This window comes from Paraburkholderia agricolaris (assembly GCF_009455635.1).
GTDB lineage: Bacteria > Pseudomonadota > Gammaproteobacteria > Burkholderiales > Burkholderiaceae > Paraburkholderia > Paraburkholderia agricolaris.
This window is the reverse complement of the sequence record NZ_QPER01000002.1, coordinates 2,759,799-2,782,361: the sequence shown is the minus strand read 5'-3', so window position 1 is coordinate 2,782,361 and position 22,563 is coordinate 2,759,799. Positions and strand designations below refer to the sequence as shown.

At 60.8% G+C, this 22,563-nt stretch carries 20 protein-coding genes and 1 pseudogene; 7 read left to right on the top strand and 14 right to left on the bottom strand.

What is annotated here, in order from left to right:
* Positions 1–206: 206 nt before the first annotated feature.
* Both GH665_RS33710 and pdxR read right to left on the bottom strand, forming a co-directional pair.
* Positions 207–2,963: a UPF0182 family membrane protein gene (locus GH665_RS33710; protein WP_153141423.1), complete on the bottom strand. Its 2,757-nt coding sequence runs from the start codon at positions 2,961–2,963 to the stop codon at positions 207–209.
* A gap of 209 nt (positions 2,964–3,172) precedes the next feature.
* Positions 3,173–4,711, bottom strand: a complete 1,539-nt coding sequence (gene pdxR / locus GH665_RS33705; protein WP_153141422.1) for a MocR-like pyridoxine biosynthesis transcription factor PdxR — start codon at positions 4,709–4,711, stop codon at positions 3,173–3,175.
* 93 nt (positions 4,712–4,804) lie between these two features.
* On the opposite strand from pdxR, the gene GH665_RS33700 reads away from it, so the two are divergent.
* Positions 4,805–5,443: an FMN-binding negative transcriptional regulator gene (locus tag GH665_RS33700; protein WP_153141421.1), complete on the top strand. Its 639-nt coding sequence runs from the start codon at positions 4,805–4,807 to the stop codon at positions 5,441–5,443.
* Between the two features lie 64 nt (positions 5,444–5,507).
* On the opposite strand, the gene GH665_RS33695 is transcribed toward GH665_RS33700, so the two are convergent.
* The 4 genes from GH665_RS33695 to eno form a co-directional block, all read right to left on the bottom strand.
* Complete coding sequence (locus GH665_RS33695) at positions 5,508–6,236, bottom strand: hypothetical protein (RefSeq protein WP_153141420.1); 729 nt, start codon at positions 6,234–6,236, stop codon at positions 5,508–5,510.
* A 229-nt stretch (positions 6,237–6,465) separates the two neighbouring features.
* Entirely contained in the window at positions 6,466–6,672 is a 207-nt protein-coding gene (locus GH665_RS33690; RefSeq protein WP_153141419.1) for a hypothetical protein, read from the bottom strand.
* Positions 6,673–6,680: 8 nt separating this feature from the next.
* On the bottom strand, positions 6,681–7,076 hold the full coding sequence (locus GH665_RS33685; protein ID WP_153141418.1) for a hypothetical protein: 396 nt from the start codon (positions 7,074–7,076) through the stop codon (positions 6,681–6,683).
* Between the two features lie 279 nt (positions 7,077–7,355).
* Positions 7,356–8,648, bottom strand: a complete 1,293-nt coding sequence (eno, locus tag GH665_RS33680; RefSeq protein WP_153141417.1) for a phosphopyruvate hydratase — start codon at positions 8,646–8,648, stop codon at positions 7,356–7,358.
* Between the two features lie 178 nt (positions 8,649–8,826).
* On the opposite strand from eno, the gene GH665_RS33675 reads away from it, so the two are divergent.
* Positions 8,827–9,696 (top strand): LysR substrate-binding domain-containing protein, encoded by an 870-nt coding sequence (locus tag GH665_RS33675; RefSeq protein WP_246216453.1) that lies wholly within the window; start codon positions 8,827–8,829, stop codon positions 9,694–9,696.
* 158 nt (positions 9,697–9,854) lie between these two features.
* Here GH665_RS33675 and GH665_RS33670 read toward each other — a convergent pair.
* The 4 genes and pseudogenes from GH665_RS33670 to GH665_RS33655 all read right to left on the bottom strand — a co-directional run.
* A pseudogene (locus GH665_RS33670) lies at positions 9,855–10,001 on the bottom strand (MFS transporter); the annotation flags it as partial.
* Positions 9,998–10,327: a hypothetical protein gene (locus GH665_RS33665; protein WP_153141415.1), complete on the bottom strand. Its 330-nt coding sequence runs from the start codon at positions 10,325–10,327 to the stop codon at positions 9,998–10,000. The gene GH665_RS33665 and the pseudogene GH665_RS33670, both read right to left, overlap by 4 nt.
* A 66-nt stretch (positions 10,328–10,393) precedes the next feature.
* Positions 10,394–10,846, bottom strand: a complete 453-nt coding sequence (locus GH665_RS33660) for a MarR family winged helix-turn-helix transcriptional regulator (protein WP_153141414.1) — start codon at positions 10,844–10,846, stop codon at positions 10,394–10,396.
* A gap of 141 nt (positions 10,847–10,987) precedes the next feature.
* Positions 10,988–11,563: a TetR/AcrR family transcriptional regulator gene (locus tag GH665_RS33655; RefSeq protein WP_153141413.1), complete on the bottom strand. Its 576-nt coding sequence runs from the start codon at positions 11,561–11,563 to the stop codon at positions 10,988–10,990.
* 148 nt (positions 11,564–11,711) lie between these two features.
* Here GH665_RS33655 and GH665_RS33650 point away from each other — a divergent pair, with 148 nt between their 5' ends.
* Complete coding sequence (locus GH665_RS33650; RefSeq protein ID WP_174771772.1) at positions 11,712–12,413, top strand: glutathione S-transferase; 702 nt, start codon at positions 11,712–11,714, stop codon at positions 12,411–12,413.
* A gap of 227 nt (positions 12,414–12,640) precedes the next feature.
* Positions 12,641–13,102 carry a CHRD domain-containing protein gene (locus GH665_RS33645; RefSeq protein WP_153141412.1) on the top strand — a complete coding sequence of 154 codons (462 nt, stop codon included), beginning with the start codon at positions 12,641–12,643 and terminating at the stop codon, positions 13,100–13,102.
* A 57-nt stretch (positions 13,103–13,159) separates the two neighbouring features.
* On the opposite strand, the gene GH665_RS33640 is transcribed toward GH665_RS33645, so the two are convergent.
* Positions 13,160–13,852, bottom strand: coding sequence for a cytochrome b/b6 domain-containing protein (locus GH665_RS33640; RefSeq protein ID WP_153141411.1), 693 nt, complete (start codon positions 13,850–13,852; stop codon positions 13,160–13,162).
* A 268-nt stretch (positions 13,853–14,120) separates the two neighbouring features.
* Between GH665_RS33640 and GH665_RS33635 the strand changes: the two genes are divergently transcribed.
* Positions 14,121–14,972 carry an urea carboxylase-associated family protein gene (locus tag GH665_RS33635; RefSeq protein ID WP_153141410.1) on the top strand — a complete coding sequence of 284 codons (852 nt, stop codon included), beginning with the start codon at positions 14,121–14,123 and terminating at the stop codon, positions 14,970–14,972.
* Positions 14,973–14,990: 18 nt separating this feature from the next.
* Here the strand turns inward: GH665_RS33635 and GH665_RS33630 are convergent, their stop codons facing one another.
* From GH665_RS33630 to GH665_RS33620, 3 genes are all read right to left on the bottom strand, one after another.
* Positions 14,991–15,803, bottom strand: a complete 813-nt coding sequence (locus GH665_RS33630; protein ID WP_153142422.1) for a class I SAM-dependent methyltransferase — start codon at positions 15,801–15,803, stop codon at positions 14,991–14,993.
* A 454-nt stretch (positions 15,804–16,257) separates the two neighbouring features.
* On the bottom strand, positions 16,258–17,496 hold the full coding sequence (locus GH665_RS33625; protein ID WP_153141409.1) for an NAD(P)/FAD-dependent oxidoreductase: 1,239 nt from the start codon (positions 17,494–17,496) through the stop codon (positions 16,258–16,260).
* 91 nt (positions 17,497–17,587) lie between these two features.
* Positions 17,588–18,958, bottom strand: a complete 1,371-nt coding sequence (locus tag GH665_RS33620) for an MFS transporter (protein WP_153141408.1) — start codon at positions 18,956–18,958, stop codon at positions 17,588–17,590.
* A 386-nt stretch (positions 18,959–19,344) separates the two neighbouring features.
* On the opposite strand from GH665_RS33620, the gene GH665_RS33615 reads away from it, so the two are divergent.
* Complete coding sequence (locus GH665_RS33615; protein ID WP_153141407.1) at positions 19,345–21,003, top strand: serine hydrolase domain-containing protein; 1,659 nt, start codon at positions 19,345–19,347, stop codon at positions 21,001–21,003.
* Entirely contained in the window at positions 21,000–22,460 is a 1,461-nt protein-coding gene (locus GH665_RS33610; RefSeq protein WP_153141406.1) for a M81 family metallopeptidase, read from the top strand. The genes GH665_RS33615 and GH665_RS33610 overlap by 4 nt, the downstream gene beginning before the upstream one ends.
* The last annotated feature ends 103 nt before the right edge of the window (positions 22,461–22,563 follow it).

Genomic DNA, 22,563 nt, shown 5'->3' with positions numbered 1-22,563 from the left:
GCATCGCCGGGCGATTGACGCGCGAATCGCTCGGCTCGGACACTGCTTCAGGCTGTCGTGCAGAGGCAAGGATACCGCGCAGCGGGTACTTGAGTGACAGAAAATGAATTGCAGGTTTTCTGCGTGTGAAGATACTACGGCAGTTCTGGCGAAAATTTGAGTTCGTCAAAAAAAGCTCGAACCAGGCGGCGCGATGCCGCGGGAAATCATTGTCGCCCGTCCGAACGGCCGCCTCCCAGCGCCTCGAGCAGTGGCCGCAATGCATCCAGTTCCGCGCCGAAACCGCTCCAGTCACCCGCCTTCAATCGTGCGATGGCACGGTCATAGTGTGCAAGCGCTTCGCGGGCACGCGCGTCCGCCGTGCCCTGAGGCGGCGATGCAAGAGGGGTGCTTTCTTCGAACAGCGCCGCCAGCGCTTCGCCCAAGGTCTCTTTCATCACCACCCGGTCCCCATACGCTGCGATCACGCGCTTCAACTCGGGTAACTGACCCGACTCCGCGCGCAGATAGAGCGGCGAGACGTAGAGGAGGGAGTTCTCAATCGGCACGACGAGCAGATGGCCGCGAATGACGCGCGACCCCATCTGGTTCCACAGCGATATCTGCTGGGAAATCTCGGTGTTTTGCTGAATGCGCGCCTCGATCTGGAACGGCCCGTAGACGAGCTTGTCCTTCGGAAACGAGTAGACGATGAGCTTGCCGTAGTTGGGCGGATCGCAACGCGCGGCGAGCCACGCGATCATGTTGTCGCGCTGGCTGGGCACCATCGGCAGCATCAGGACGAACTCCTCGCGCGATTCGTGAGGCAGCCGCATGATCATGTAGTAGGGCGTCATCGGTGTGCCGGGGCTATTCCCACCGTCAATGCCGACCAGTTCCCGGGGAAACTGCCAGAGGTCCTCGCGATTGTAGAAAACCTCCGGTGCATCCATGTGGTAAGCCCGATATAGCTGCGCCTGAACCTGGAACAGATCTTCGGGGTAGCGGATATGTTGCTGCAGGTCTTGCGGCATCGCCGCGAGAGGCTTGAACAGACCCGGGAAGATGCGCTGATAAGTCCGCAGGATCGGATCGGCCGGATCGCTGACATAGAAATCGACCGTGCCGTTGTACGCGTCGATTACCACCTTGACCGCGTTACGGATGGTATTGGCGCCGTTGTCGAAATCCGCTTGAGCGTAGGGGAACCAGCTGCTCGTCGTATAGGCGTCCTGCATCCAGAAGAGGCGCCCGTTGCTTGTGACGAGATAGGGATCGTGGTCGAGGCGCAGGAACGGAGCAATCGTACGCACCCGGTCCTGAATGTTACGGTGCAGCAGGATGCGGCTGGCATTCGTGATGTAGCCGGTCAGCAGAATGTTCAGATCTCCGAAGTGCCACGCGAACAGACTGCGGCGCGCCATGCTGCCGATCGCAATCCCATCGCGCCCACTGTAAGTGGTGTAGACATTATCCTTGCCTTTCGGGTAGTCGAATTCGGGAACGCTGCCTTTCACGATGACATAGCCTTCACCCCCTTCGCCAAAATACAGCCGCGGCTCGCGAATCATCGGTCCGTCGTGAGCGACGGGCGGAATATCCTGCAGATAGAAAGAGGGCAGACCTTCCGGCGATTTTTCGGTGACTGGCGACATCACGACACCGTTGCCGTGAGTGAACAGGAGGTGCAGGTTCACCCAGGTCTGGGCATTCGCAGAAAGCATCGACGGCGCCAGTTCACGGGCTGACAGCATCACCTGCCGGTAGCCGGAGTCGAGCCGGTAGCGGTCGATATCGAAGGCGAGGAATTTGTAGTAAGTCCTGATCTCCTGCAATTGCGCGTAGGTATCCATCAGCGGCTGCACATCCCATAGGCGGATGTTGTCGATGGTCGCGCGATTGGCTTCGAGCGAGGTGAGACTCAATTCCTGCCCGGCCGGAAATGGCTTTACCTCGATCTGCGAGAGGCCGTAAGCCATTCGCGTTAGCGCGATATTGTGCTTGATGTAGGGCATCTCCAGTTGCAGCTCGCTCGGCTTGACATAGAAGCGCTCGAACAGCGCCGGGTAGATCACGGCGAACACGAACGAGGTGCCGAACACCAGCAGTACCGAGGCTGCGGGAATGCGATAGTCCAGCCGGCGCATATTGACCCACGAAGCGACGGCGGCAACGAGGGCGAAGCCGGTGAGTACCCACAAGACCGGAAGCACGACGTGGACGTCGGTATAGCCCGCGCCGACCACGACGCCGTTATCGCCGTACAGCAGCAAAAAACGGTCGAGTGTGTAGGACCACGCTTTCACGACGAAGAAGGCGCCGAGTAGCGCTGAAGCATGAATGGTGGCTGGGGGAGAGAGTCCGCGCGGTGGCCGCTCGAATGTGATGTCGCCGCGCAGCCCGTAGACCAGGCCCGCAACGATCGCACTCAGGAAGACCAGTTGCAGCAACCAGTTCTTGAGTACCAGATAGGCGGGCAGTGAGAACAGATAGAAGCTGATGTCCCGTCCAAAGACAGGATCGCGCTCGCCGTAGGGCACCTGATGCAGGAAGCGCAGCACCAGATCCCAGTTGGAGATGTCGCTGGCCGCGACGATCAACCCCAGGGCAATCGCGCTACCGGCAATGCTGGCGCGCCAGCGAATCCGCGGTGCGAGCTGGTCCGCCAGTTCGCTGATGAACTCCGGCGGACCTGACAGACGGGCCGCTTCCACTTGCCAGCTGCCCGGGCGTCGCGCGTAACGATGCGCGACGAATCCCGACGCGGCTATGACGCCGGCCGACGCCGCGAACACCGCGCTAAAGAGAAGTACCTTGGCGGAGAAAACCGTCCAGAAAACGTTGGCATAGCCGATTGAAGCAAACCACAACCAGTCGACTACGACACGGGTGATGCGCCCGGCAACGATCAATCCAGCCACGAAGACCGCCAGCGTGATGGCGGCGCGTCTGACGACCACGCGGGAGCTGGGTTGCGAATCCATTGCCCCTCCTTTGTCAGGGCACCACTCGTGGCCGGCGGCGATCAGGTCTGCATGAATTGCTGATCGGCCGTGAATCTGGCTGACCGCTTTGCCGATGCATTGGCCGACGCTGCCGCGCACGGTCAATGCATGATGGAGGCCATATAAACAATTGTAGTCCGGTGGGACAGCGCGCGCGGGTGCCACGGGACATTTTGCGCACCGGGATGCTAGTGAGAACGACCTTGCGTCGTTTTTTTCTTCGGCCGTTTCGCGGTATTACGCGTGACGCTTGTCGCCGCCGCGTCAATGCACCTGGCGAGATGTCGAGCGGCTATTTCAATCTCGCTGTCGGTGAACGCGCCGAGGCCCAGTATCAAACCCGGCCGGGCGTTGCCAGCCGAATACATTGGAGACACTGCCCGTACGGCAACGCCGCTTTGTGCCGCTAACGACGCGACAGCGATGTCGTCGACGCCCTCACGCAGCCAGAGCACCATGTGCATGCCTTGATCGCTGGGCTGCAACCAGGCGAGTTCCTTCGGCAGCAGTCGCTCGATGGTCTCAATGATTTGCGTGCGGCGCTCGGCGTACACGCCGCGAATTCGCCGGATGTGACGGTCCAGATGGCCTTCCGCAATGAAGGCCGCCAGCACGTGCTGATCGGCGTTCGGCGGATTGCGGTCCATCAGCACGCGCGCGCCGCAGAACGCGTCGACAAGGTAGTCGGGAACCACGGCATAACCCAGGCGCAACGATGGAAACAGAATCTTGCTGAAGGTGCCGAGATAGATCACACGGCTCGGATCGAGTCCCTGCAGCGACGGAAACGGATGGCCGGCATAACGTAGTTCGCTGTCGTAGTCGTCCTCGACGATCCAGGCATTGTGTGCGCGAGCCCATGCCAGTAGCGCGTTGCGTCTTGCCATGCTCATCGGCATGCCTAGCGGGTATTGATGCGACGACGTGACGAATGCAGCGCGGGCGTGCGCTCCGAGTTCAATGCCGGCGTCGACGTCGAGTCCTTCCGCATCGACGGGTACCCGGATCATGCGCCCGGGACGGCCGGTGCTTTCGAGGATGGCCGTGATGCCCCGGTACGCCGGGTCTTCCACCCACGCTGAGTCGTCGGCGTCGAGCAGCACCTGGCACGACAGATAAAGGCCTTGCTGCGTACCGCTCGTGATGATGACCTGGCCGGCTTCGCAGCGGACCGAGCGGGACCGTCTGACGTAGTCGGCGACGGCTTCACGCAGCGCGTGTGCGCCCTGCGGATCGCCATAACCCGCGGGGGCGCCGGGACCCCGGGCGCGCACACGGTTGCCGAGCCGCCGCCAGATATCGTCCGGCAGGGCACGGCCAACCGGCACCGACACGGCGAAGGGGGCAGCCGGTACGGCTGAAAATTGACGCGCAACCTGCGCGAGCAGGTTGGCACGTCCCGGAAGCGAAGCGGGCTCGACCGGGGACGGGCGCGCCTGGACATCGGCAGGCGGCGTCAACGAACGCGCCACGCTTGTGCCTGCTCTCGGGCTTGCCGTCAGGAAACCCTCGGCGATCAACTGATCGAATGCTTCGATGACGGTGCCACGTGCGACCTGCAAGGACGCGGCGAGTATGCGCGTGGACGGCAGCATTTCGCCTGCTTGCAGATCGCCGCGACGTATCGCATCGCGCAGCAGTTGGGCGAGTTGACGCCCTAGCTGGCCGGCCGTTCGATCCAGCGTGCCGATCGACGGAAGCTCAACCGTTCTGGGTTGCCTGGTCATTGCATTCTGGTTCAATGAGATTTGCCGAAACTGGCTCTACGAAACAAACCAGTTTAGCGCGAAAATTTTGTCATGGCCTTTAACGGATCTGACATGTACATACCTGCCCATTTCGACGAACCTCGTACTGAAGTCCTGCATACCCTTATCAAGGAGAATCCTTTTGGCATTCTGTTCACGCATGGCAAGAGCGGAATGGACGCCAATCACATTCCCTTTGAACTGAAAGCCGCAGAGGGCGCGTGCGGCGTTCTGCATGCCCATGTCGCCCGTGCCAATCCTGTCTGGCAGGACGTGGCCAATGGCGACGAGGTGCTGGTTGTGTTTCGCGCCGGGGACGCCTATATCTCGCCGTCGTGGTATCCGGGCAAGCACGAGTTTCACAAGCAGGTGCCTACATGGAATTACCGCGTGGTACACGCCTACGGCCGCATTAGCATCCACGACGACGAGCGATACGTTCGTGGGGTGGTCGGCCGCCTGACACGCACTCATGAGGCGTCTCAGCCCAAGCCATGGAAGATGACAGATAGCCCCGCCGACTACATCGACGCGATGCTGAAGGCGATCGTCGGCGTGGAGATCGAGATTACTCGCCTCGTCGGGAAGATAAAGCTGGGTCAGAACAAGGACGTGCGGGATATCCGGGGAGCCGGTGCGGCACTCAACGAGCAGGGAGAAAACGTGGTGGGTGATGCCATGCTGGCTTACGCGGAGATCAAAGCCCGGTAGCAGCGGCAGTCCTTCCCGATGGATTCATCGGGAAGGACGAAAAAACGGCTCTATTTCCGTTAGCTTAAGCCGTGGTCGACACCAGGCTTCCAACCGGTTGCATGTGCGAGTTTCCCTTGAGGTTATTCGCGAGCGTCTGCACAAACGACTGCAGCGACGTGCCCGAGCCGCTATCGCCGAGTGAGCTCAACAGAGCCTGGAAATCCGTCTGCAGTGTCGACGTTTGCGAAGACGAAGAAGGGGAATCGCTACTGGTGTCCGAGGTGTCGGACCCGGCACTCGAACCTGTCGTGCTGCCCGACCCGAGTTGCTGGGCGAGCGCATTCAGTGCCCCGCCAATATCCCCATAAGAAGACGTCACGATCGAGTTTGAGTTCGTCGAACTACTCGTGCCATTTGCGGCGGTGCTGTCGCTATTGCCCGGTTGCTGAAGCGAACCCAGTGCCTGAAACAGCGCACCGAGAAAGGCCTGCAATGCGCCGGAGACCGAACTGCCTGACGATGAATCGCTCGTAGAGGCGGTGGAAGAAACGGCGGTGGCGGCCGTGCTCGAAGAAGCCGCCGTACTCGACGTTCCCGAGGTAGCCGTGGTCGACGACGCGCTGCTGATACCCAGCGACGACAACGCCGCACCGAGTGCCGACAACAGCGGGTTCGATTCTGTCGAGCTGGTTGACGAAGACGACGAGGACTCCGCCGCTTCACGGTGGTGGCCGCCGCCGTGACGGTGAGTGGCGCCGACCGAAGTCAGGTCGGTACCGGTTGGCGAATTGCTTACACTTTGTATGCTCATGGTGCCTGATCTCCTTACGGGTTGAACACTCAGCGTAAGTGATGGCAATACTTCCAAATGCCTGGTAAGGAGGGTGTTTCCAGCCTATCTCGGCGATCGGTAAGGCGCGGAAAGTTTTGATTCGAAAATTGCCGTGCTTTTGCCGTGCTACTTCGTTGACGTCGATTCGAGAATGTGCCGGCAGCAGCTATAACGACGCTTTCCCAGCGCGCCTCCTGCGCCACGCAAGCTAGAAGCGATAGCCTATGCCGCCCAGATAAATATCGCTGTCCTTGTCATAGCCCGTCATCACACGATTCCATGACGCTCGCACGTACCAGTGTTTGGTGAAGTTATAGGCCGCCGACATGGTCAGCAACAGCGAGAGCTTGCCGCCGGTATCCGTGCCGTCCTTGACGCGGTGCGTATCGAGCGCATAGTACGGCGCGGCGCCCACACCCAGGTTCAGGGATCGTTGAAGAAACTGCGGCGCAACCAGACCTGCGCTGCCGCACCGGAGCGGGTGTTGAGTTGCGTATGGCCTTCGTTGATCCAGCTAATCGTTCCGTCGATATAGCGCCTGAAGCCATGGCGGTATTCGAAGCCATACGCGAATGCACCCGGCGAGCGCAGGCTGTTGACTTCGGTCCAGCCCGCCATCGCGGTAATCTCGTTGCCGCTCGACACGCTGTCGCTCGTGCCGCCGGTGAGCGGGCCGTGACCATTCGGCGCATCGAGCTCGTAGCCAATGCCGAACATCGCACTGAAGGTGTTATAGCTGCGCGATACGAGAATTTCGTTGAGACGGAATTGATAGAACAGGCGTTCGTCGGTAAACCACGTTGCCGTCAGACTGAACATCGGCGCCCAGCCATGACTGTCGATGTAGCGCTTATTGTCGACGGAGGCGATTGTGTCGAAGTAGTTGTAGACACCCGCACCCGCGGCAAGCGCCGGCTCCCGTCTACGCGGCGGCGCCGCCGCCGGCCCCCTATGTCGCCTATCAGCCTGTACCGATGGTGGCGCCGGCCATTGTGATCGGCTGGCGCGGCGGCCAGTACTGGGATGGCCGCCGCTGGTGGGCGCGTCGTGACTGGTATGCGCGACGCCATTGGTAGAACCATAGCGTCGCGTTATCCGTCATCGTTGCGGTGAACGGGCCGCGAACGCTGTCGCGCCGGCATAGGTTGCCTGCGAGCCCAATTCACGCTCGATACGGATCAACTGGTTGTATTTGGCGGTCCGGTCCGAGCGGGACAGCGATCCGGTCTTGATCTGGCCGCAGTTCGTTGCGACGGCGATATCCGCAATGCTGACATCTTCGGTTTCTCCCGAGCGATGCGAGACCACCACGCCATAACTCGCGCGCTGGGCTGCGCGGATGGTGGCCAGCGTTTCGCTGAGGGTGCCGATCTGGTTCATCTTGACGAGTATCGCGTTGCCGATCGATGCGCGGATGCCTTCCAGAAGCAGGCGTTCGTTAGTGCAGAAGATGTCGTCGCCAACGAGCTGGCATTGTCCGCCAAGCCGGGACGTCAACAACTGCCAGCCGGCGTAGTCATTCTCGGCAGCGCCGTCCTCGATAGACACGATGGGATACGTGGCCACCAGCCGGGCCAGGTAGTCGACCTGTTCTTCGCTGCTGCGCTCTATGCCTTCTCCACGATAGACATAACGGCCGTTGCTGAAAAATTCGCTGGACGCCGGGTCTATCGCTAGCGCGATATCGATGCCAGGTCGGTAGCCTGCTGCCTCAACTGCGTCGACAATCAGATCAAGTGCTTCCTCAGCCGAGCGCAGCGTGGGCGCGAAGCCACCTTCATCGCCGACATTCGTGTTGAACCCCACGCGCTTGAGCGCGCCACGAAGCGTGTGAAAGACCTCGGACCCCATACGTACGCTGTCGTCGAACGAGGCCGCGCCGATCGGCAAAATCATGAACTCCTGGAAGTCGAGCGGGTTATCCGCATGCGCACCCCCGTTGATGATATTGATCATTGGAACCGGCAGGACAGCCGCCTGCAATCCGCCAAGATAGCGAAACAACGAGGTGCGTGTGAAAGCAGCCGCGGCTTTCGCCGCAGCCATTGAACAACCGAGAATCGCGTTTGCGCCGAGACGTTGCTTGTTTTCGGTGCCGTCGAGCTCGATCATGGCTCGATCGAGGTCCTGCTGGGCGAGAGCCTCCATGCCGATCAGCACATTGCGCAGTTCGGTATTGACCGCGTTGACCGCCCCTTGCACGCCTTTGCCGAGATACCGCGCGGGGTCGTTGTCCCGTAGTTCGACGGCTTCGCGTTCTCCCGTTGAAGCGCCGGAGGGCACGATCGCCCGGCCTTTCGATCCATCGTCCAGCGTCATTTCCACTTCAACCGTGGGATTCCCGCGGCTGTCCAGGACTTCGTAACCGACGATCTGCGTAATACGGCTCATTTTTTGACTTCCTATCCGATAATAAAACTGTCATAAGCGATGGGCGTTGCCAATCCGCTAAGGTTGAATGAAATGACATGAATCGCGGTATATGAGTGCAAAGATACGCAATCGTGTAGCATCCGAAAATCTAGTTTTATTGCCAACTCTGTCAGTTTTTTTAACTGAGGAATTCCGGGTGCGTACACTGCCTCCGCTATCTTTATTGCGCGCGTTCGAAGCAACGGCCAGAAACGGTTCCGTGACCAGGGCAGCCGAAGAACTGCACCGGACTCACGGCGCCGTCAGTCGTCAACTGAAGCTGCTTCAGGAACACGTCGGCTCAGCGCTGTTCGACAAGGAAGGTACGGGTTTGAAGCTGAATCGGCACGGAGAAGAGCTCTACGCGTTGGTAAGCTCAGTGTTCGAGCAGCTTGAGCACGGCTATGCGAGGTTGCGGGCCCAGGTGCGCGGTTCGGGCCTGCACGTAGCGTGTAGCGCGACGTTCGCGATGCGATGGCTGGTGCCGAACCTTGCCGATTTTTACCGTGCGCGTCCGGACATCCGTATCCGCCTGTCCATGACTTCGGCCCGGGAGATACGGACCGAAGGCGCCGATCTCGTCATTGCGTGGGACCTCACTTCGTATTCGGAGGCGGACCGTTCCCGTGCAATTCCACTGGCGCCAGTCGCGTTTGGACCCGTATGCACGCCTGGATACAAGCGTTCGGCAAAATCGGGGACACGTATCACGCACGACTTCACGTCGAGTGCGTGGACGCATTGGGAGACGCAAACGGGCAGCAGAATCGGAACCGGAGGCCAGATTGCCTTTCCCCACACGCACCTTTGCATTGAGGCGGCACTCTCCGGACTGGGTGTCGCGCTTGTCGAGAAGCGGCTGGTTAGACGGGAGCTTGACGAAGGGCACCTGGTGGCGCCCTGGGGATTTACGCGGCTCCCGTTTACGTTGATGGCCTTGCCTGCGGCGGGTCGCGCGCTGCCTGCCGAACTCAATGAATTCACGTCCTGGTTGCGCAGCCGACTTGAGTATCAGGACGCCAGGTAGCGCTGTCATGCGGGTGGTCGTTTCACCTCGCTGGCCATCCAGCGCTTTCAGGTGAGCGGTGAGCGGTAGGCAAGGGCGCCGCTATGCCATAGAAGAGCGGCTACGCGATAGCTGTCAGTTCACGCGTTCTTGATGAGGAGAGCGAACCCGCGCTCTCAATGGTGCGTGAGCCGGGTCAGCACGAGCCAGCCCTGAGCGGTCCGTTGCATCCACGTTCCCACGTTGGATACCGGCGAGCCGATTGCCCACAACCGGTAGTTGAAATTCTTCAGCGACCTGAAGATGCCGGTTGCCGAGGCGCTCATGTGCGTTTGGGAGTATTGCCGCCGTGCAGTTCGCCGAACAGCCGGGCACCGAGCAGCCCCATCGCCAGGATGCCCATGCCGAATGGCAGTGCATCGGCCATCACCTTGAGTTCAAAATTGCCGACGCGGCAAACGAGAAGATAGCCGACGACGATATTGAAGAAACCCCATAGCACATTGACCGTCGATGACGACAGTCCTTTTCCCCGTGGTTTCGCGAACGGACTCTGGAAGGGTTCACCCATCACACCACTGACGAAATGAGGCACCGCATTCGAGAGAAAGGCACCGCCAAAAAAGTAACAGACGACATGCAGCCAATCCATTTCAGATGCTCCTAATGCTGAGTAGATCGATGTGTGGGATGGTTTTCATGATGTACCTGAGCGGGTTCAGAAGTCGGCCAACCGTTGCAGCAGTCCCACCGCGGCGGCGAGCGTTGCCTGTTCCTGCGCGGACAGTTGAGCCTGGAGCGCGCGGAGCAGCCAATCCTCTTTCGCTGCCCGATTCGCCTGGAGCGCTCGCCTGAACGTGGGGGTCAGGTCGATAAGTGTTTTGCGTCCGTCGGCTGGGTCGGCTTTGCCTTTGATAACGCCCAACGTCTCCAGGCCGGCAACCGTGATCCGCATGGACTGTGGTTTCACGCCCTCCGCCCGCGCCAAAGCGGAAACGGTAGCGGGGCCATCACGGTCCAGATGGAAGAGTACCGACGTCTGGGCCGACGTAAAGTCGCCGGCCTGCGAATGTTCTCGCGCGCGGCGCACCAATCTGCTCACGGAAATGCGTAGTTCGCCAGCAAGGGCGGCCAGGTCGATAGATTGGGGCGGCGATGATGGCTTGTTCATGCCACAACCATAGCAGGTATACAGTTAATCTGTACAGATTAACTGTATATATTTTTCGCCCGCACGAAAAGGCGCCACTTCTGAAGTAAGAATTGACGCGACGCGCTCCTGTCCAGCGAGAGGCGGGCGAAGATTGGAGCGCTATGCCGGCAGCAGACCCGCCACGCGATAGCTGTCAATTAACGCGTCATAGAGCGAGATATCCGAGCGGCTTCTCGCAATGAGCTGAGCGCCGGCGATGGCGGCGAAGATGGCGCGAGCCCGCCGTTCGCACTCCATGGCATTGACCACGGCTGCTGCGGACAGCACCTTGCTCAGCCACGCAACATTCACATCGGTGAAAGCCTGCACCTCTTTTTGCACCGCTTCAGGCAGATCGTCATATTCGGCGGCCATGAAGCTGCACAGGCACATGCGGTTGTCGTTCGCGAGCGCCGTGCGAAACGTGTCGGGGTACTGACGCAGACAGCGAAGCGGGTCCGAAGATTGGGCCAATAGCGCATCCAGACCAGCCGCTGAGTCTTCCCAATAACGCCTCGCTACCGCAGCGCCGAGATCGGCCTTGCTGGGGAAATGATGGTAGATGCTCGCGGCCCGGATGCCGACCTCTTCCGCGAGATCGCGAAAATTCAAGCCGCCGTAACCATGCGCCTGCGCGACCTTTTTGGCGGCCGCCAGGATGTTTTCCCTGGAGTTTGAGCTTGCGTCGTTCCTCACTGCTGCCGCCCTCGTAATCGAAAAAATGGCCGTTGACGGGGAGCATTATAGCTTCTAAAGTAAACCTACCAAGTGGCAGGTAGATTCATAACAGCATACGTTTCCACGTGATCTGTTCCTATGAAGGCAAACTGTAAAGAGGCAAGCAATGAGTTCTGACATCGTCAATCTCGACCTGAACAAACCGGCTGCGATGAAGATTTACGACTGGCCCACCGGCCCTTATCCGGCTCGCGTCCGCATCGCTTTGGCCGAGAAGAACCTGCAGTCGCGTGTTCAGTTTGTGACGGTCGATCTTTGGAAGGGCGAGCACAAGAAGGCGGAGTTTCTCGCCAGGAACTACTCAGGCACGCTGCCGGTGCTCGAACTCGACGACGGGACCTTGATTGCCGAGTGCACGGCCATTACCGAATACCTTGACGCGCTTGATGGCGCACCCACGCTGACCGGTAGAACACCACGCGAGAAGGGCGTGATTCATATGATGAGCAAGCGCGCCGAGCTGGAGTTGCTCGACGCCGTCAGTGTTTATTTCCACCACGCCACGCCGGGGCTTGGACCGGACGTCGAGATTTATCAGAACGCCGAGTGGGGGTTCCGTCAGCGCGACAAAGCCCTGAGGGGTATGCATTACTTCAATACTGTGCTGGCGAGGCAGCCATTCGTTGCAGGTGAGGTCTTCTCGATGGCCGACATTACGGTGATAGGCGGTTTGATTTTCGCGGGCCTTGTGAAGCTGGCGGTGCCTGCGGAGTGTGAGGCGCTCCAAGCCTGGTATGTCCGGATGCAGGAGCGTTCCAGCGTAAAGAACTATGTGACGATGTCGGAACCAACGGCGGCGTCCGTTTGAGCTTGCGGCCGTGGCGCGCGCGATTGGGTTGATCCGGCAATCAGGAGGAGGGGCGACCGCGCCTTTCCTGCGGCAAACCGGATATCGGGCTCCACCTGGAGTTACCGGCGGCTTGCGTCTATCCTTGTGTCACAGCTTTGGCTGGCGGCGGCGTCGTCGAGGTCGTCCGCATGCTTCGATAATGGCTGCCGCCCAGCAAGGGCAAACCCCAAAAAGGAGAAAACCAAATGTCACGATCCATCTCGCAGCGCGTTCTCATGGTGTTCGGTGGTCTGGCTCTGGCGGGCACGCTGAGCCTGGCACAAGCGGCGCCGGTCTCATTCGACGTGCCGTTGACGGGCGCCCAGCAGGTTCCGCCCGTGCAGACGCCCGGCAGCGGCAGCGCGAGCCTCACGTACGATCCCAGCACGCGGGTCGTGACCTGGAACGTCAGCTTTAGCGGATTGTCGAGTCAGGCCACCATGGCGCATTTTCATGGGCCCGCCCCAGCCGGTAAAAACGCCGGCGTGAAGGTCTGGATCTCCCAGAAAGGCACCATGGAGATGACGAGCCCGCTCAGCGGCCAGGCCACGCTATCCCCGGACGACGCCAAGATGTTCGAAGCCGGTGACATGTACATCAACGTTCACACCAAGAACAATCCGGGCGGTGAAATCCGTGGCCAGGTGGTGCCGCCGAAGAGCAACTGACGCTACCCACTAACGCCACCACTAACGCGGCACCCTGAGACCGGATTCGCAGCACGCTCAGAGATACGCCGCGAGCAGCATCACCACGGCAGCGGCTGCGCCGAGCGGCAGCAGCGCCAGCAGAGCTGGCGTCTGCCGCGGCGCGTCGATCGAGGAGGGCAGGAGCTTGTAGCCGGTTAGCATCGGACGCAGCAGGTTGTGTCCTTTCGCTATCGCATAGAGAGCGATCACGACCACGTGCAGCGCCACCGCGGCGAGCAGCACGTCCCAAACAAGCCCGTGCAGTGTCGAAATAGCATTGGTGAGCCACACGGGCACCAGTTCGCTCAATGGCCCTTCGTCGGCGATGTCGTTGTTGACGTAGAGCCCGCTCAGCGTTTCGATCAGCAGCAGCGCGAGCAGCAGCAGAACCATCCAGCCGCCGGCTGCATTGTGGCCCACCTGCACATCCGGCTCGCGGCGAAACAGGTGGCGTAAATGACGAAGTGCAGCCGTGGGCGACGCCACGAAACTGCGAAAGCGCGCGGTCTCACTGCCAAAGCAGCCCCACAACAGCCGGGAAATGACGAGAGCAAGCAGCGTCTCGCCGACCCGGACGTGCCAGTCGATCCAGTTCAGCTTCAAGGTGACATAAGCCGCCGCGACCAGCACGACCACCAGCCAGTGAAACAGCCGCACCGGCGCGTCCCAGACCAGCACCGGGCGGCGAACAGGTTGTGCCGGCCGCGTGACAGGCTCGTGAGCATCCATGTGTCGTGCCTCCGTGCGCATCATATTACCGTCTCTAACCTGTGCTCGTCGGACTCAGGAAGACGCCGCCGGACACGCGTCGTTAACGTCCTCGAATCTGACGTGGGGCCTGGCGCGTTCGAACCGCAGCACAAGCGCAGGGAGCGACTAAGGTGTAGTGTCTGAAACACGCGCAGGATGACCGATTCATTCACGACACGCCCGGATGCCGCCCGCTACCGGGTGCCCGGGCGCGGCTGTTCGCCAGTCTTATGAAGGAGCATTCAGCATGCTGAACTACCCTGCTGCCTATCAATCCACCAAGGGTTCGGCGCTTGACGTCGATAAGTCGTTCTATCAACGTGTCGCCTCACAGCACGGCACCCGCACGCTGATCGAATCGATCGTCGTGCCGATTCGTTCAGGTCGGGCGTGGACCGTGCAGGCTGGTCAAGTGTTCCGCATCGTGACGATCGAAGGTCCGCAGGTGGCCGATCTGAACATGTGGAACCTGCACAATCCGCGCGAGCGGATGTGGGCCTCGCGCACGCGCCAGTTACAGCAGGCGCATGTCAGCACGTTCGACCGTCTGTGGTCGACGTTGCCGTTCCTGCGCCCGATGGTGACGATTACCGATGACAGTCTGGCCGATTACGGCGTCGACGAGCACGGCGGGCGGGTTCACGATCTGCTCGGCACGCGGTGCGATCCCTATGTGAACCGGATGCTGACCGGCGAGGATTTCCATTTTCACTGCCACTCCAACCTCACGCGCGCGATCGCTCCGTACGGATTGACCGAGTACGACGTGCACGACGTACTGAATGTATTCCAGTGCACCGGCCTGAATCAGGAAGACAAATATTTCATGAAAGCATGCCCGGCAAAGAAGGGGGATTACCTCGAGTTCTTCGCCGAGATCGACTTGCTGTGTGCGCTGTCGACCTGTCCGGGTGGCGATCTCTCGGTGCCGATGTGGGGGCCGGACGCGCGCGATCCACTGGAAGTGTGCCGGCCGCTCGGTATCGAGATTTACCAGCTTGCGCCACAGATGCTCGAGGGATGGGCGCCGCCATCCGTTGCTGCGTACAAGGGGCAACATGGCATGACGCTGCAGCAGCCGGAGTGGAAAAGTGGTTGATGGTGATCGGACCGCAATTTATCGCGCGGCAACCTTGCGCGCGACAAAGTGGAACCATGACTCATCCCTCACATCGTCACCTTCCTGCATGTGCCGTCCCGTCGAATTTCCGAATACCGCCTCTGTGTGCAGACCCACTTCGGCAAGTTGGCGAAGCTGCGTGCCCATATCGGTGTACATGATGACAATGCCGAATTCGTGCGCAGCACAAACCCGGATCGCGTAGCCGTCGAACTCATGATTGAGAGGCGAGTAGCGCAAATAATTGAGGGTGCCGATTGCCAGCGAATAGGCGATCCTGGCAACATCGATACAGACTGAAACCGGATTGACCGACAGGTTTGGCAAGCGTAGAAGATGCAGCGGATTTTGACGGTAGCTCGGTCCGCGCAGGTTGTGGGCAGAAAAGAGTGCCAGGCCGCCTGGCTTCAGCACGCGGGTGAACTCCCGCAGAACGGCACGGCGGCCCGGGTAATCCACCGCATCGATGCCGTTGTAACTGAATACGACCAGTCCAAAGCTCTCATCGGGAAAGGCCGACATGTCGCGGGCGTCCATCTGTTGCACGCGGATGCCCGGATGGTTGCGGCGGCAGATCGTGACCATTTCGGGCGTGTAGTCGACGGCGGTGTAGTCGTTGCTTATCGCCGTTAGCAAGGCCACGGTTCGGCCCCCGCCCACGCCTACATCGAGAACTGGCTGGTGTCCCGTCTGCTGCTTCACCCAGGCGAAAGCTGCCGCCTCACCTGGATCGGTCCAGCCGCTGGCGACGGCGAACCCATTGCGCCCGCTGCGGCTGCTCCACACCGCCCGGTTGATCCGATCCTGCATGTCGGTGGAAGCCACGTTGTTTCTCGATTCAAATGTCTCCCTACCAAACTACACCTCGCAGGGGCCTGCTTGTGTGCGGTAGCTCACCGTGCCGTCTTTTACCTGACGTTTTCTGTTTACCGATTATTTACGTGCTGAACGCCGGGCTGCGGATTGGCCTTGAACCGCACTATTGCCGTTGCGTTGTGGTCACTGTGTAGGAATCCTGCTATTTCATCAGATGCAAGGAGTGTCCCTCGAACGCGCGAAGAAACTATTCAGTTCCCTGCGAAGTCGCTGTACCCCAGCCGCTCAAAAACCCTGAGCCGCCCGCGCTCGACGCCTGACACAATCGCCCCCGGCAACGCAGCATCGGTCGCGGTAGCGGACACCTAGAACATCTGACGATAGATTTCGTCGGACTGCGAGCCCACCGCCGGAGCCGCGGGCTGCACCACAATGTCGCCGGCAAAACTCATGCACTGAACCGGTTGGCACGAAACGGGTGCACGTTCACCAAGGGGGATTCCCCGGTCATCATTTCGGCAACCAGGCGTCCGGTGACGGCGCCCAGCGTAAACCCGTGATGGGCGTGTCCGAACGCCAACCACAAATCTTTGTGACGTGCTGCGGGTCCGATGATCGGCATCATGTCAGGCGTGCAGGGGCGCGCTCCCATCCATGGTTCGCCGTCGATACGTGCCGCAAGAGGAAACAGCGTGCGCGCAATGGGTTCAACAGCGTTGAGTTGTGTTGGCGTTCGGGGCGCATCACGATGCGCCAGCTCGGCGCCTGTGGTCAACCTGATTCTGCGGCGCATCGGGGCGATCAGGTAACCATGCTCGACGTCGAGCACCGCATGGTTCAGGCGCGCTTCCGGTTGCGCCGCATAGTGCATGTGATAGCCACGCTTGACGGCCAGCGGCAGGCGGTAACCCAACCGCGAGGTAACCTGTTCCGACCACGGCCCCATTGCCACGACCACGGATTTGGCTTCAATCAGTCCCTCATGGGTGTACACCGCCCACTGATCCTTGAGCGTGGTGCCGTCGCCGATGAAAAAGCGGCCCCCCAGTTGCTCAAAATACTTTGCATAGGCGGTCACCAGCGCATTCGGATCGCTCACTGAATCGGCGGCGACATATCGGAGTCCGCCTAGCAGCGAGGTGTCGAGATCCGGTTCGGTCTGGCGCAGGCGCGTGGCGTCGAGTGCATCGAACTCGACGCCGAATTCACGCTGCCACTGCTCGGCAAGACTCGTTTCTTCGTCCTGTTTGGCCGCCGTTCTAAAAATTTTCATCCAGCCGATCGGACGCAGTAACGAACTCGCGCCGGCTTCTTGCGCAAGCGCCCGGTGTTCTGTCACGCAGTGCTCGATCAGCGGGGCATAGGAGCGGGCGATGGCCGCGTGGCGGCGCGGGTGCGAATTGCGCCAGTATTGCCACAGGAACGGTGCGAGCTTGAGCATCGCTTCCGGGTGGTAGCGGACATCGGTCGACTGGTTGCGTGCGTAGCGCAGGAGCTTCTGCCATCCGCGCGGAAACGCATACGGATAGACGCCTTCGCGCTGGATCAGTCCGGCGTTGCCGAACGACGTTTCGTTGCCCGGCTGCCTGAGGTCCACCAGGGCAACTGATCGGCCGCGTTTTTGCAGGTGCGCGGCGACCGATACACCCACGATGCCGGCGCCGAGGACGATGGTATCGAACTTCATCGGTCGTTCCTTATGACGCGCTTCAGGGCCGCGCTCATGCGATTCAGTATGTTGGTGAGATCGGCGTGCTTGCCGCACTGCGCGGCGTAGCTCAGAGCGTTTCCGCGCAGGAGTCGACCGGATGTTTGCCCGTCAAACGCGGCTCGCTATAGACCCCGAACATCCAGATGGCGAAGCAGGCAATCAGCAGGGGAACCAGCGGACCCACCAGGCCCAACAGGGCAATGCGATGATGGAGTTCGACCGTGGCCGGCGCGCCTGCGTGGTAGCCGATGAGCGACAGGAGGCCGCCCGAGACCACGCCGCCGAGTGACATGCCGAGCTTTTGTGCGGACATGAACATGCCCAGGTAAAGCCCGAGGGACGGGCCGCCCTTGGCCGACTTCACGGTGTCGAGCACCGCGGCCGTCAAGGCCACACCGGCTACTGAACAGATGATGCCGTAGATCGCGCCGGCCACCATGACCACCGGTATCAAGCCACTGGCGAGGCCGGCCCAGTAGCCGATAAATGCGGCGACGGTAACGAGAAAACCTATCCGCAGCGTTCCATTGTCGCCAAGGCGGCGCAGTACCGGAACAGCAAGCGGCAGACCGAGCAGGCCGCCAACCAGCACCGGTCCCGCGAGCAGGAACAGGTCCTCGGGGCGGCGTCCAAGCAGATATTGATTTTCATAGGCAATCAGGGAGTTCAGGCAGCCTCCTGCTGTGCCGAGCGCGATGATCACGATGATGAGCGCAAGAAACGCCTTGTTACGCAGAACAGCAACGATGCCGTCACGCAGCGACATTTCCGCGGAGGATTCCGATAACGCCGCGGGATGAACTGGGGCGTTACGAACCGCGCTGTAAAACCAGGTGTACATGAACGCCATCGCCGCCACTACCACCAGGGTCATGGTCAGGTAGCCCCGCTCGCCACCGCCGCCGAAGCGGATCAGGACCGGTACGCAAACCACGAGCGCAATCGTAGTGAGGGCGGCGCCGAGATTGCCGACGGTAAGAAACTTGTTGCGCTGGAGGGAGTCCGTTGCCAGGTCCCCGGCCAGCGCGAGAAAAGTCACGCCGAAGACGGTATAGCAGGTCGCCTGCAGAATCTGCACCAGCACATAAAAGCCGGCAAGCAGCGGCTTGGAGGCGATCGCTGGGTGGAAAAAGGTGAGCGGCAGAAGCACCATCAACGCGAGCCCACTCATGATGCAGACGCGCAGACGGCCGCCCGCGCGCAACGCCAACTGGTCCGAATAACGTCCGATCGGCATGTCGACAAGGACGTCCCACAGCTTGGGGGCCGCCAGAACCATCCCGGCAAGCCACGGTTCGAGATGCACGTATTCGGTGAGGAAGTACAGAAGCAGCATGGGAACCGGGGTAGCGGCGAGCGCGTTGGCGGATCCGCCCGCGCCATATCCGCCCAGGCGCATCAGACTGATACCGCGGCTGGAATTCGAAGTAGATGACATGCCAATTCCTGTTAGGCATCCTGAGATGCAAGTGTCCTGACCGGCCGATGTCGGCACGGTGGTTTTCCTGCATAGTGCCAAATAAGAAAAATATTTACAATATGGAAAATACTTGTAGACATTTATCGGTTGTTGCCAGCGTGGCGATCGGTCCGGGTAGCGGCCGGGTGAACTGAAGGGGAAATGGTCGCTGATCGGGCGATGCGGCAGACGTGGCGGGGCTTGTGGGGCAATGCGCTGGGCTTGGGCGTGTCGCAAGCCTGCCCGGCTGCCGCTTGAGCGAGGCTGAATTTATCTGGTTTAGAAAAAATTGACTTATTGGAAAAATGGTCAATATACTGCGTGCCATCGCGCCGCTGGAGTGCGATGACCTGCGGAGAAGACGGATGGCTGACGTAGATCCAGATTCACGAGTGAGTGGCCTCGACGACATCTTTGCGCGATTCAATCGCAGCGATGCACCAGGTCTGGTGATTGGCATTGCACAACATGGCAAGCTGCTCTACCGGCGGGCGTTCGGGCTCGCGAGCGTGGAGCTGGCCGTGGCGAATACGCTGCACACGCGTATGCGCATCGGCTCGACCAGCAAGCACTTCGCCTGTTTCGCCGCGCTGTTGCTCGCCGAAGACGGAACGCTCGATATAGACGCGAGCATTCGCGTCTATATCCCCGAGTTGCCGGTGCTGGCCGGAGAACCGACGCTGCGCCAGCTCATGACGCATACCGGCGGCTACCGGTGCTACCTGGATTTGAGCGTGCTGGGTAACGTCGGCGCGATGATGGAAAAGGGCGACGCGTTCAGGTATCAACTGCAGCAGCAGGACGTGAACTTCCCGCCCGGCGAGCGCATGGCGTATTGCAACGGCGGCTACCATCTACTGTCGATCGCGATTGCGCGCGCCAGCGGCATGACGTTTGAAGCTTTCCTGAAGCAGCGTATTTTCGAACCGCTTGGCATGGTGAATACCGATTCCGTGCCGGGCGATCTCACCGTGGTGCCGGGCAGGGCCACGCCGCATGTACCGCAACCGGACGGCAGCTATCGTCGCGGTGTTCTGCCGCTGGAGGATCTGCTGGGCGAAGGCTCGATCGTTTCGACCGCGGCCGACATGCTCATATGGCTCGCGCACCTGCGCGGCACGAAGCGGATCGGCAGCGCAGCAAGCTGGGCGCAGATGCTGTCGCCGGCCCGCTACTCGAGCGGTGCGGTGGGCACTTACTGCCTTGGGCTGGAGCGGGAGAGATATCGCGGCGTCGAGGTGATCCACCATGCCGGTGCGGTGGACGGCGGCGCTTCGCAGATGATTGCCGTGCCCGGGCACGAACTCGACATCATCGTAATCACGAACGGCGCCCCCGCCAGTCCGACCGAACTTGCGTGGCAGGTGATCGACCGGCTGCTTGGCGACGAGGTCCTGAAGGCCGCATCGCCACGCGTCAAGACGGCTGGGCTGGAAGAGCTCATCGGGCGCTACTGGTCGCAGGACACGCGAACGCTTGTCGAATTACTCGACGATAAAGGCGATCTTGGCTTCAATCTGCTCAACTCAATAGCGTTGCCGGTGGTCGCCGACGAGAACCGGTATTGCGTGACGTTTCCCGGCATGGGGCCGCTCGCGTTTCGCCATGTGCAGGCGTCGCCGGAGAGCGATATGCCGGTTATTGAGTTGTCCAATTGCGGCCACGTCGACCGGCTGGTGCGCCTGCCGGATGTTGCGCCGCCTGTCACGGAATTCGCCAGCGGGCTAACTGGGGAATACGTATCGAATGACCTTGCGGCGCGCGCAACAATCGGCTTCGACGGCAGTGGGCTCACCCTGGCTGTCAGGGGCGCACGTAGCGGTTGGAGCAGCGAATTGAAGGTGATATCGCGCGAGGTTGCTGCAACCTCGGCCACGCCTGGGAAGTTGAGCGTGCCCGCGGTGCTGGTCGTCGAGCGGGACGACACAGGGAGGGTGCACGGCTTCCGTTTGAGTACCACGCGCTCGATGAATCTGCATTTCGCACGGACTAACGATAACGCGACCCAGGAGCGCGAATCATGAAAATTTTCACCACAACGCTGATCACCGAGACGAATACCTTCGCACCGAGTCCGACCGGACTGGGTGGCTACGCTTCCTTCGGGATCTATCACGGCGATGCCAGCAAGGTGGCGCCGGATGGGCTCGGAGTGGGAATCGCCGAATTGCGCAAGCTTGCGGCCGCGCAGGGCCACGTAATAGTCGAGAGCCTGTCGACGATGGCGCAACCGGCAGGCCGCACCGTACAGCGGGTATACGAGAGTTTTCGCGAGGAAATTCTCACGGATCTGCGCGCGGCGCTTCCTGTCGACGCGGTGCTGCTGATATTGCACGGCGCAATGGTTGCCGAGCACTGCGACGATTGCGAAGGAGACCTGATCGAGGCCGTTCGTGCACTGGTTGGCGACGAAGTGCCAATCGGCGTCGAGCTCGATTTGCATTGCCACTTTACCGGGCAGATGCAGCGCAATGCAAACGTCATCGTCTGCTACAAGGAATATCCCCATACCGACATTATCGAACGCCTCCGCGAAGTGTTCGCGTTGACGGTGGCGACGGCGGAAGGGCGCGTGCGTCCGGTGACCGCGGTCCACGATTGCCGCATGGTGGGTAAATGGCATACCACCACCGAACCGATAGCCGGGTTCGTGAAGCACATGCAGTCGCTGGAGGGGCGCGACGGCGTCTTGTCCGTGTCGTTCGGCCACGGATTTCCGTGGGGCGACGTGGCGGAGACGGGCGCCAGGATCTGGGTGGTCACCGACAACGATGAAGCCCAGGCTCGGCGTATCGCTGCGCAACTGGGCCAGATGCTATGGGACATGCGTGAGGCGGCGCGCCCGGCGGGATTGTCGATTGACGACGCGCTGGATCGCGCGCTAGCCGGCGGCGATGGACCCGTGGTGCTGGCCGACGTCGCCGACAATCCTGGTGGCGGTGCGCCATGCGACAGCACGTTCATTCTGCGGCGGCTTGTCGAACGTGGTATCGGCGACGTGGCGCTCGGCTGCGTGTACGACATGGGCGCGGTTCAGGTCTGCAGGGAAGCGGGTGTCGGCACGCGGCTCACCCTGCGGATCGGCGGCAAGCTGGGGGTAAGCTCCGGCACGCCGCTGGATCTGACGGTCACGGTGCGCGCGCTTACGGACGAACATCATCAAAGCATGGGCGGCATGCAACGCCCGCTCGGTTCTGCGGTGTGGGTATCGACGGATGACAACGTCGATATCGTCTTGATGACGGTGCGAGAACAAACCATTGCGCCCACTGCCTTTACCGGACTCGGCATTGATCTCGCGAGCAAGCGCGTTATTGTGGTCAAATCCGCGCAGCACTTCCACGCGGAATTTGCGCCGATCGCACGAGAAGTGCTCTACGTGTCGGCACCGGGCGCGCTAACACCTGACTTTGCCAATATCCCGTACCGCGTTCGCAGTCCCAACTACTGGCCGCGTGTTGAGAACCCATTCGCGGCGTAATTGGGCGGATACGCGAGAGCAAAACCGTGGGAGCAAAGCGTCAAGCAGGCCGGGCATGAGCCCGGCTGAACCAGGTCGCTGATCCGGCGTTGATGATTACAGT

Coding starts and splice junctions, on each gene's coding strand:
- GH665_RS33630 (WP_153142422.1), bottom strand. CDS start 15,803: ATGCAGGATCGGATCAACCGGGCGGTGTGGAGCAGCCGCAGCGGGCGC.
- eno (WP_153141417.1), bottom strand. CDS start 8,648: ATGAGCCGTATTACGCAGATCGTCGGTTACGAAGTCCTGGACAGCCGC.
- GH665_RS33710 (WP_153141423.1), bottom strand. CDS start 2,963: ATGGATTCGCAACCCAGCTCCCGCGTGGTCGTCAGACGCGCCGCCATC.
- GH665_RS33700 (WP_153141421.1), top strand. CDS start 4,805: ATGTACATACCTGCCCATTTCGACGAACCTCGTACTGAAGTCCTGCAT.
- GH665_RS33695 (WP_153141420.1), bottom strand. CDS start 6,236: ATGAGCATACAAAGTGTAAGCAATTCGCCAACCGGTACCGACCTGACT.
- GH665_RS33625 (WP_153141409.1), bottom strand. CDS start 17,496: ATGAAGTTCGATACCATCGTCCTCGGCGCCGGCATCGTGGGTGTATCG.
- pdxR (WP_153141422.1), bottom strand. CDS start 4,711: ATGACCAGGCAACCCAGAACGGTTGAGCTTCCGTCGATCGGCACGCTG.
- GH665_RS33685 (WP_153141418.1), bottom strand. CDS start 7,076: ATGTTCAGTCTGACGGCAACGTGGTTTACCGACGAACGCCTGTTCTAT.
- GH665_RS33610 (WP_153141406.1), top strand. CDS start 21,000: ATGAAAATTTTCACCACAACGCTGATCACCGAGACGAATACCTTCGCA.
- GH665_RS33620 (WP_153141408.1), bottom strand. CDS start 18,958: ATGTCATCTACTTCGAATTCCAGCCGCGGTATCAGTCTGATGCGCCTG.
- GH665_RS33635 (WP_153141410.1), top strand. CDS start 14,121: ATGCTGAACTACCCTGCTGCCTATCAATCCACCAAGGGTTCGGCGCTT.
- GH665_RS33650 (WP_174771772.1), top strand. CDS start 11,712: ATGAGTTCTGACATCGTCAATCTCGACCTGAACAAACCGGCTGCGATG.
- GH665_RS33645 (WP_153141412.1), top strand. CDS start 12,641: ATGTCACGATCCATCTCGCAGCGCGTTCTCATGGTGTTCGGTGGTCTG.
- GH665_RS33660 (WP_153141414.1), bottom strand. CDS start 10,846: ATGAACAAGCCATCATCGCCGCCCCAATCTATCGACCTGGCCGCCCTT.
- GH665_RS33640 (WP_153141411.1), bottom strand. CDS start 13,852: ATGGATGCTCACGAGCCTGTCACGCGGCCGGCACAACCTGTTCGCCGC.
- GH665_RS33665 (WP_153141415.1), bottom strand. CDS start 10,327: ATGGATTGGCTGCATGTCGTCTGTTACTTTTTTGGCGGTGCCTTTCTC.
- GH665_RS33615 (WP_153141407.1), top strand. CDS start 19,345: ATGGCTGACGTAGATCCAGATTCACGAGTGAGTGGCCTCGACGACATC.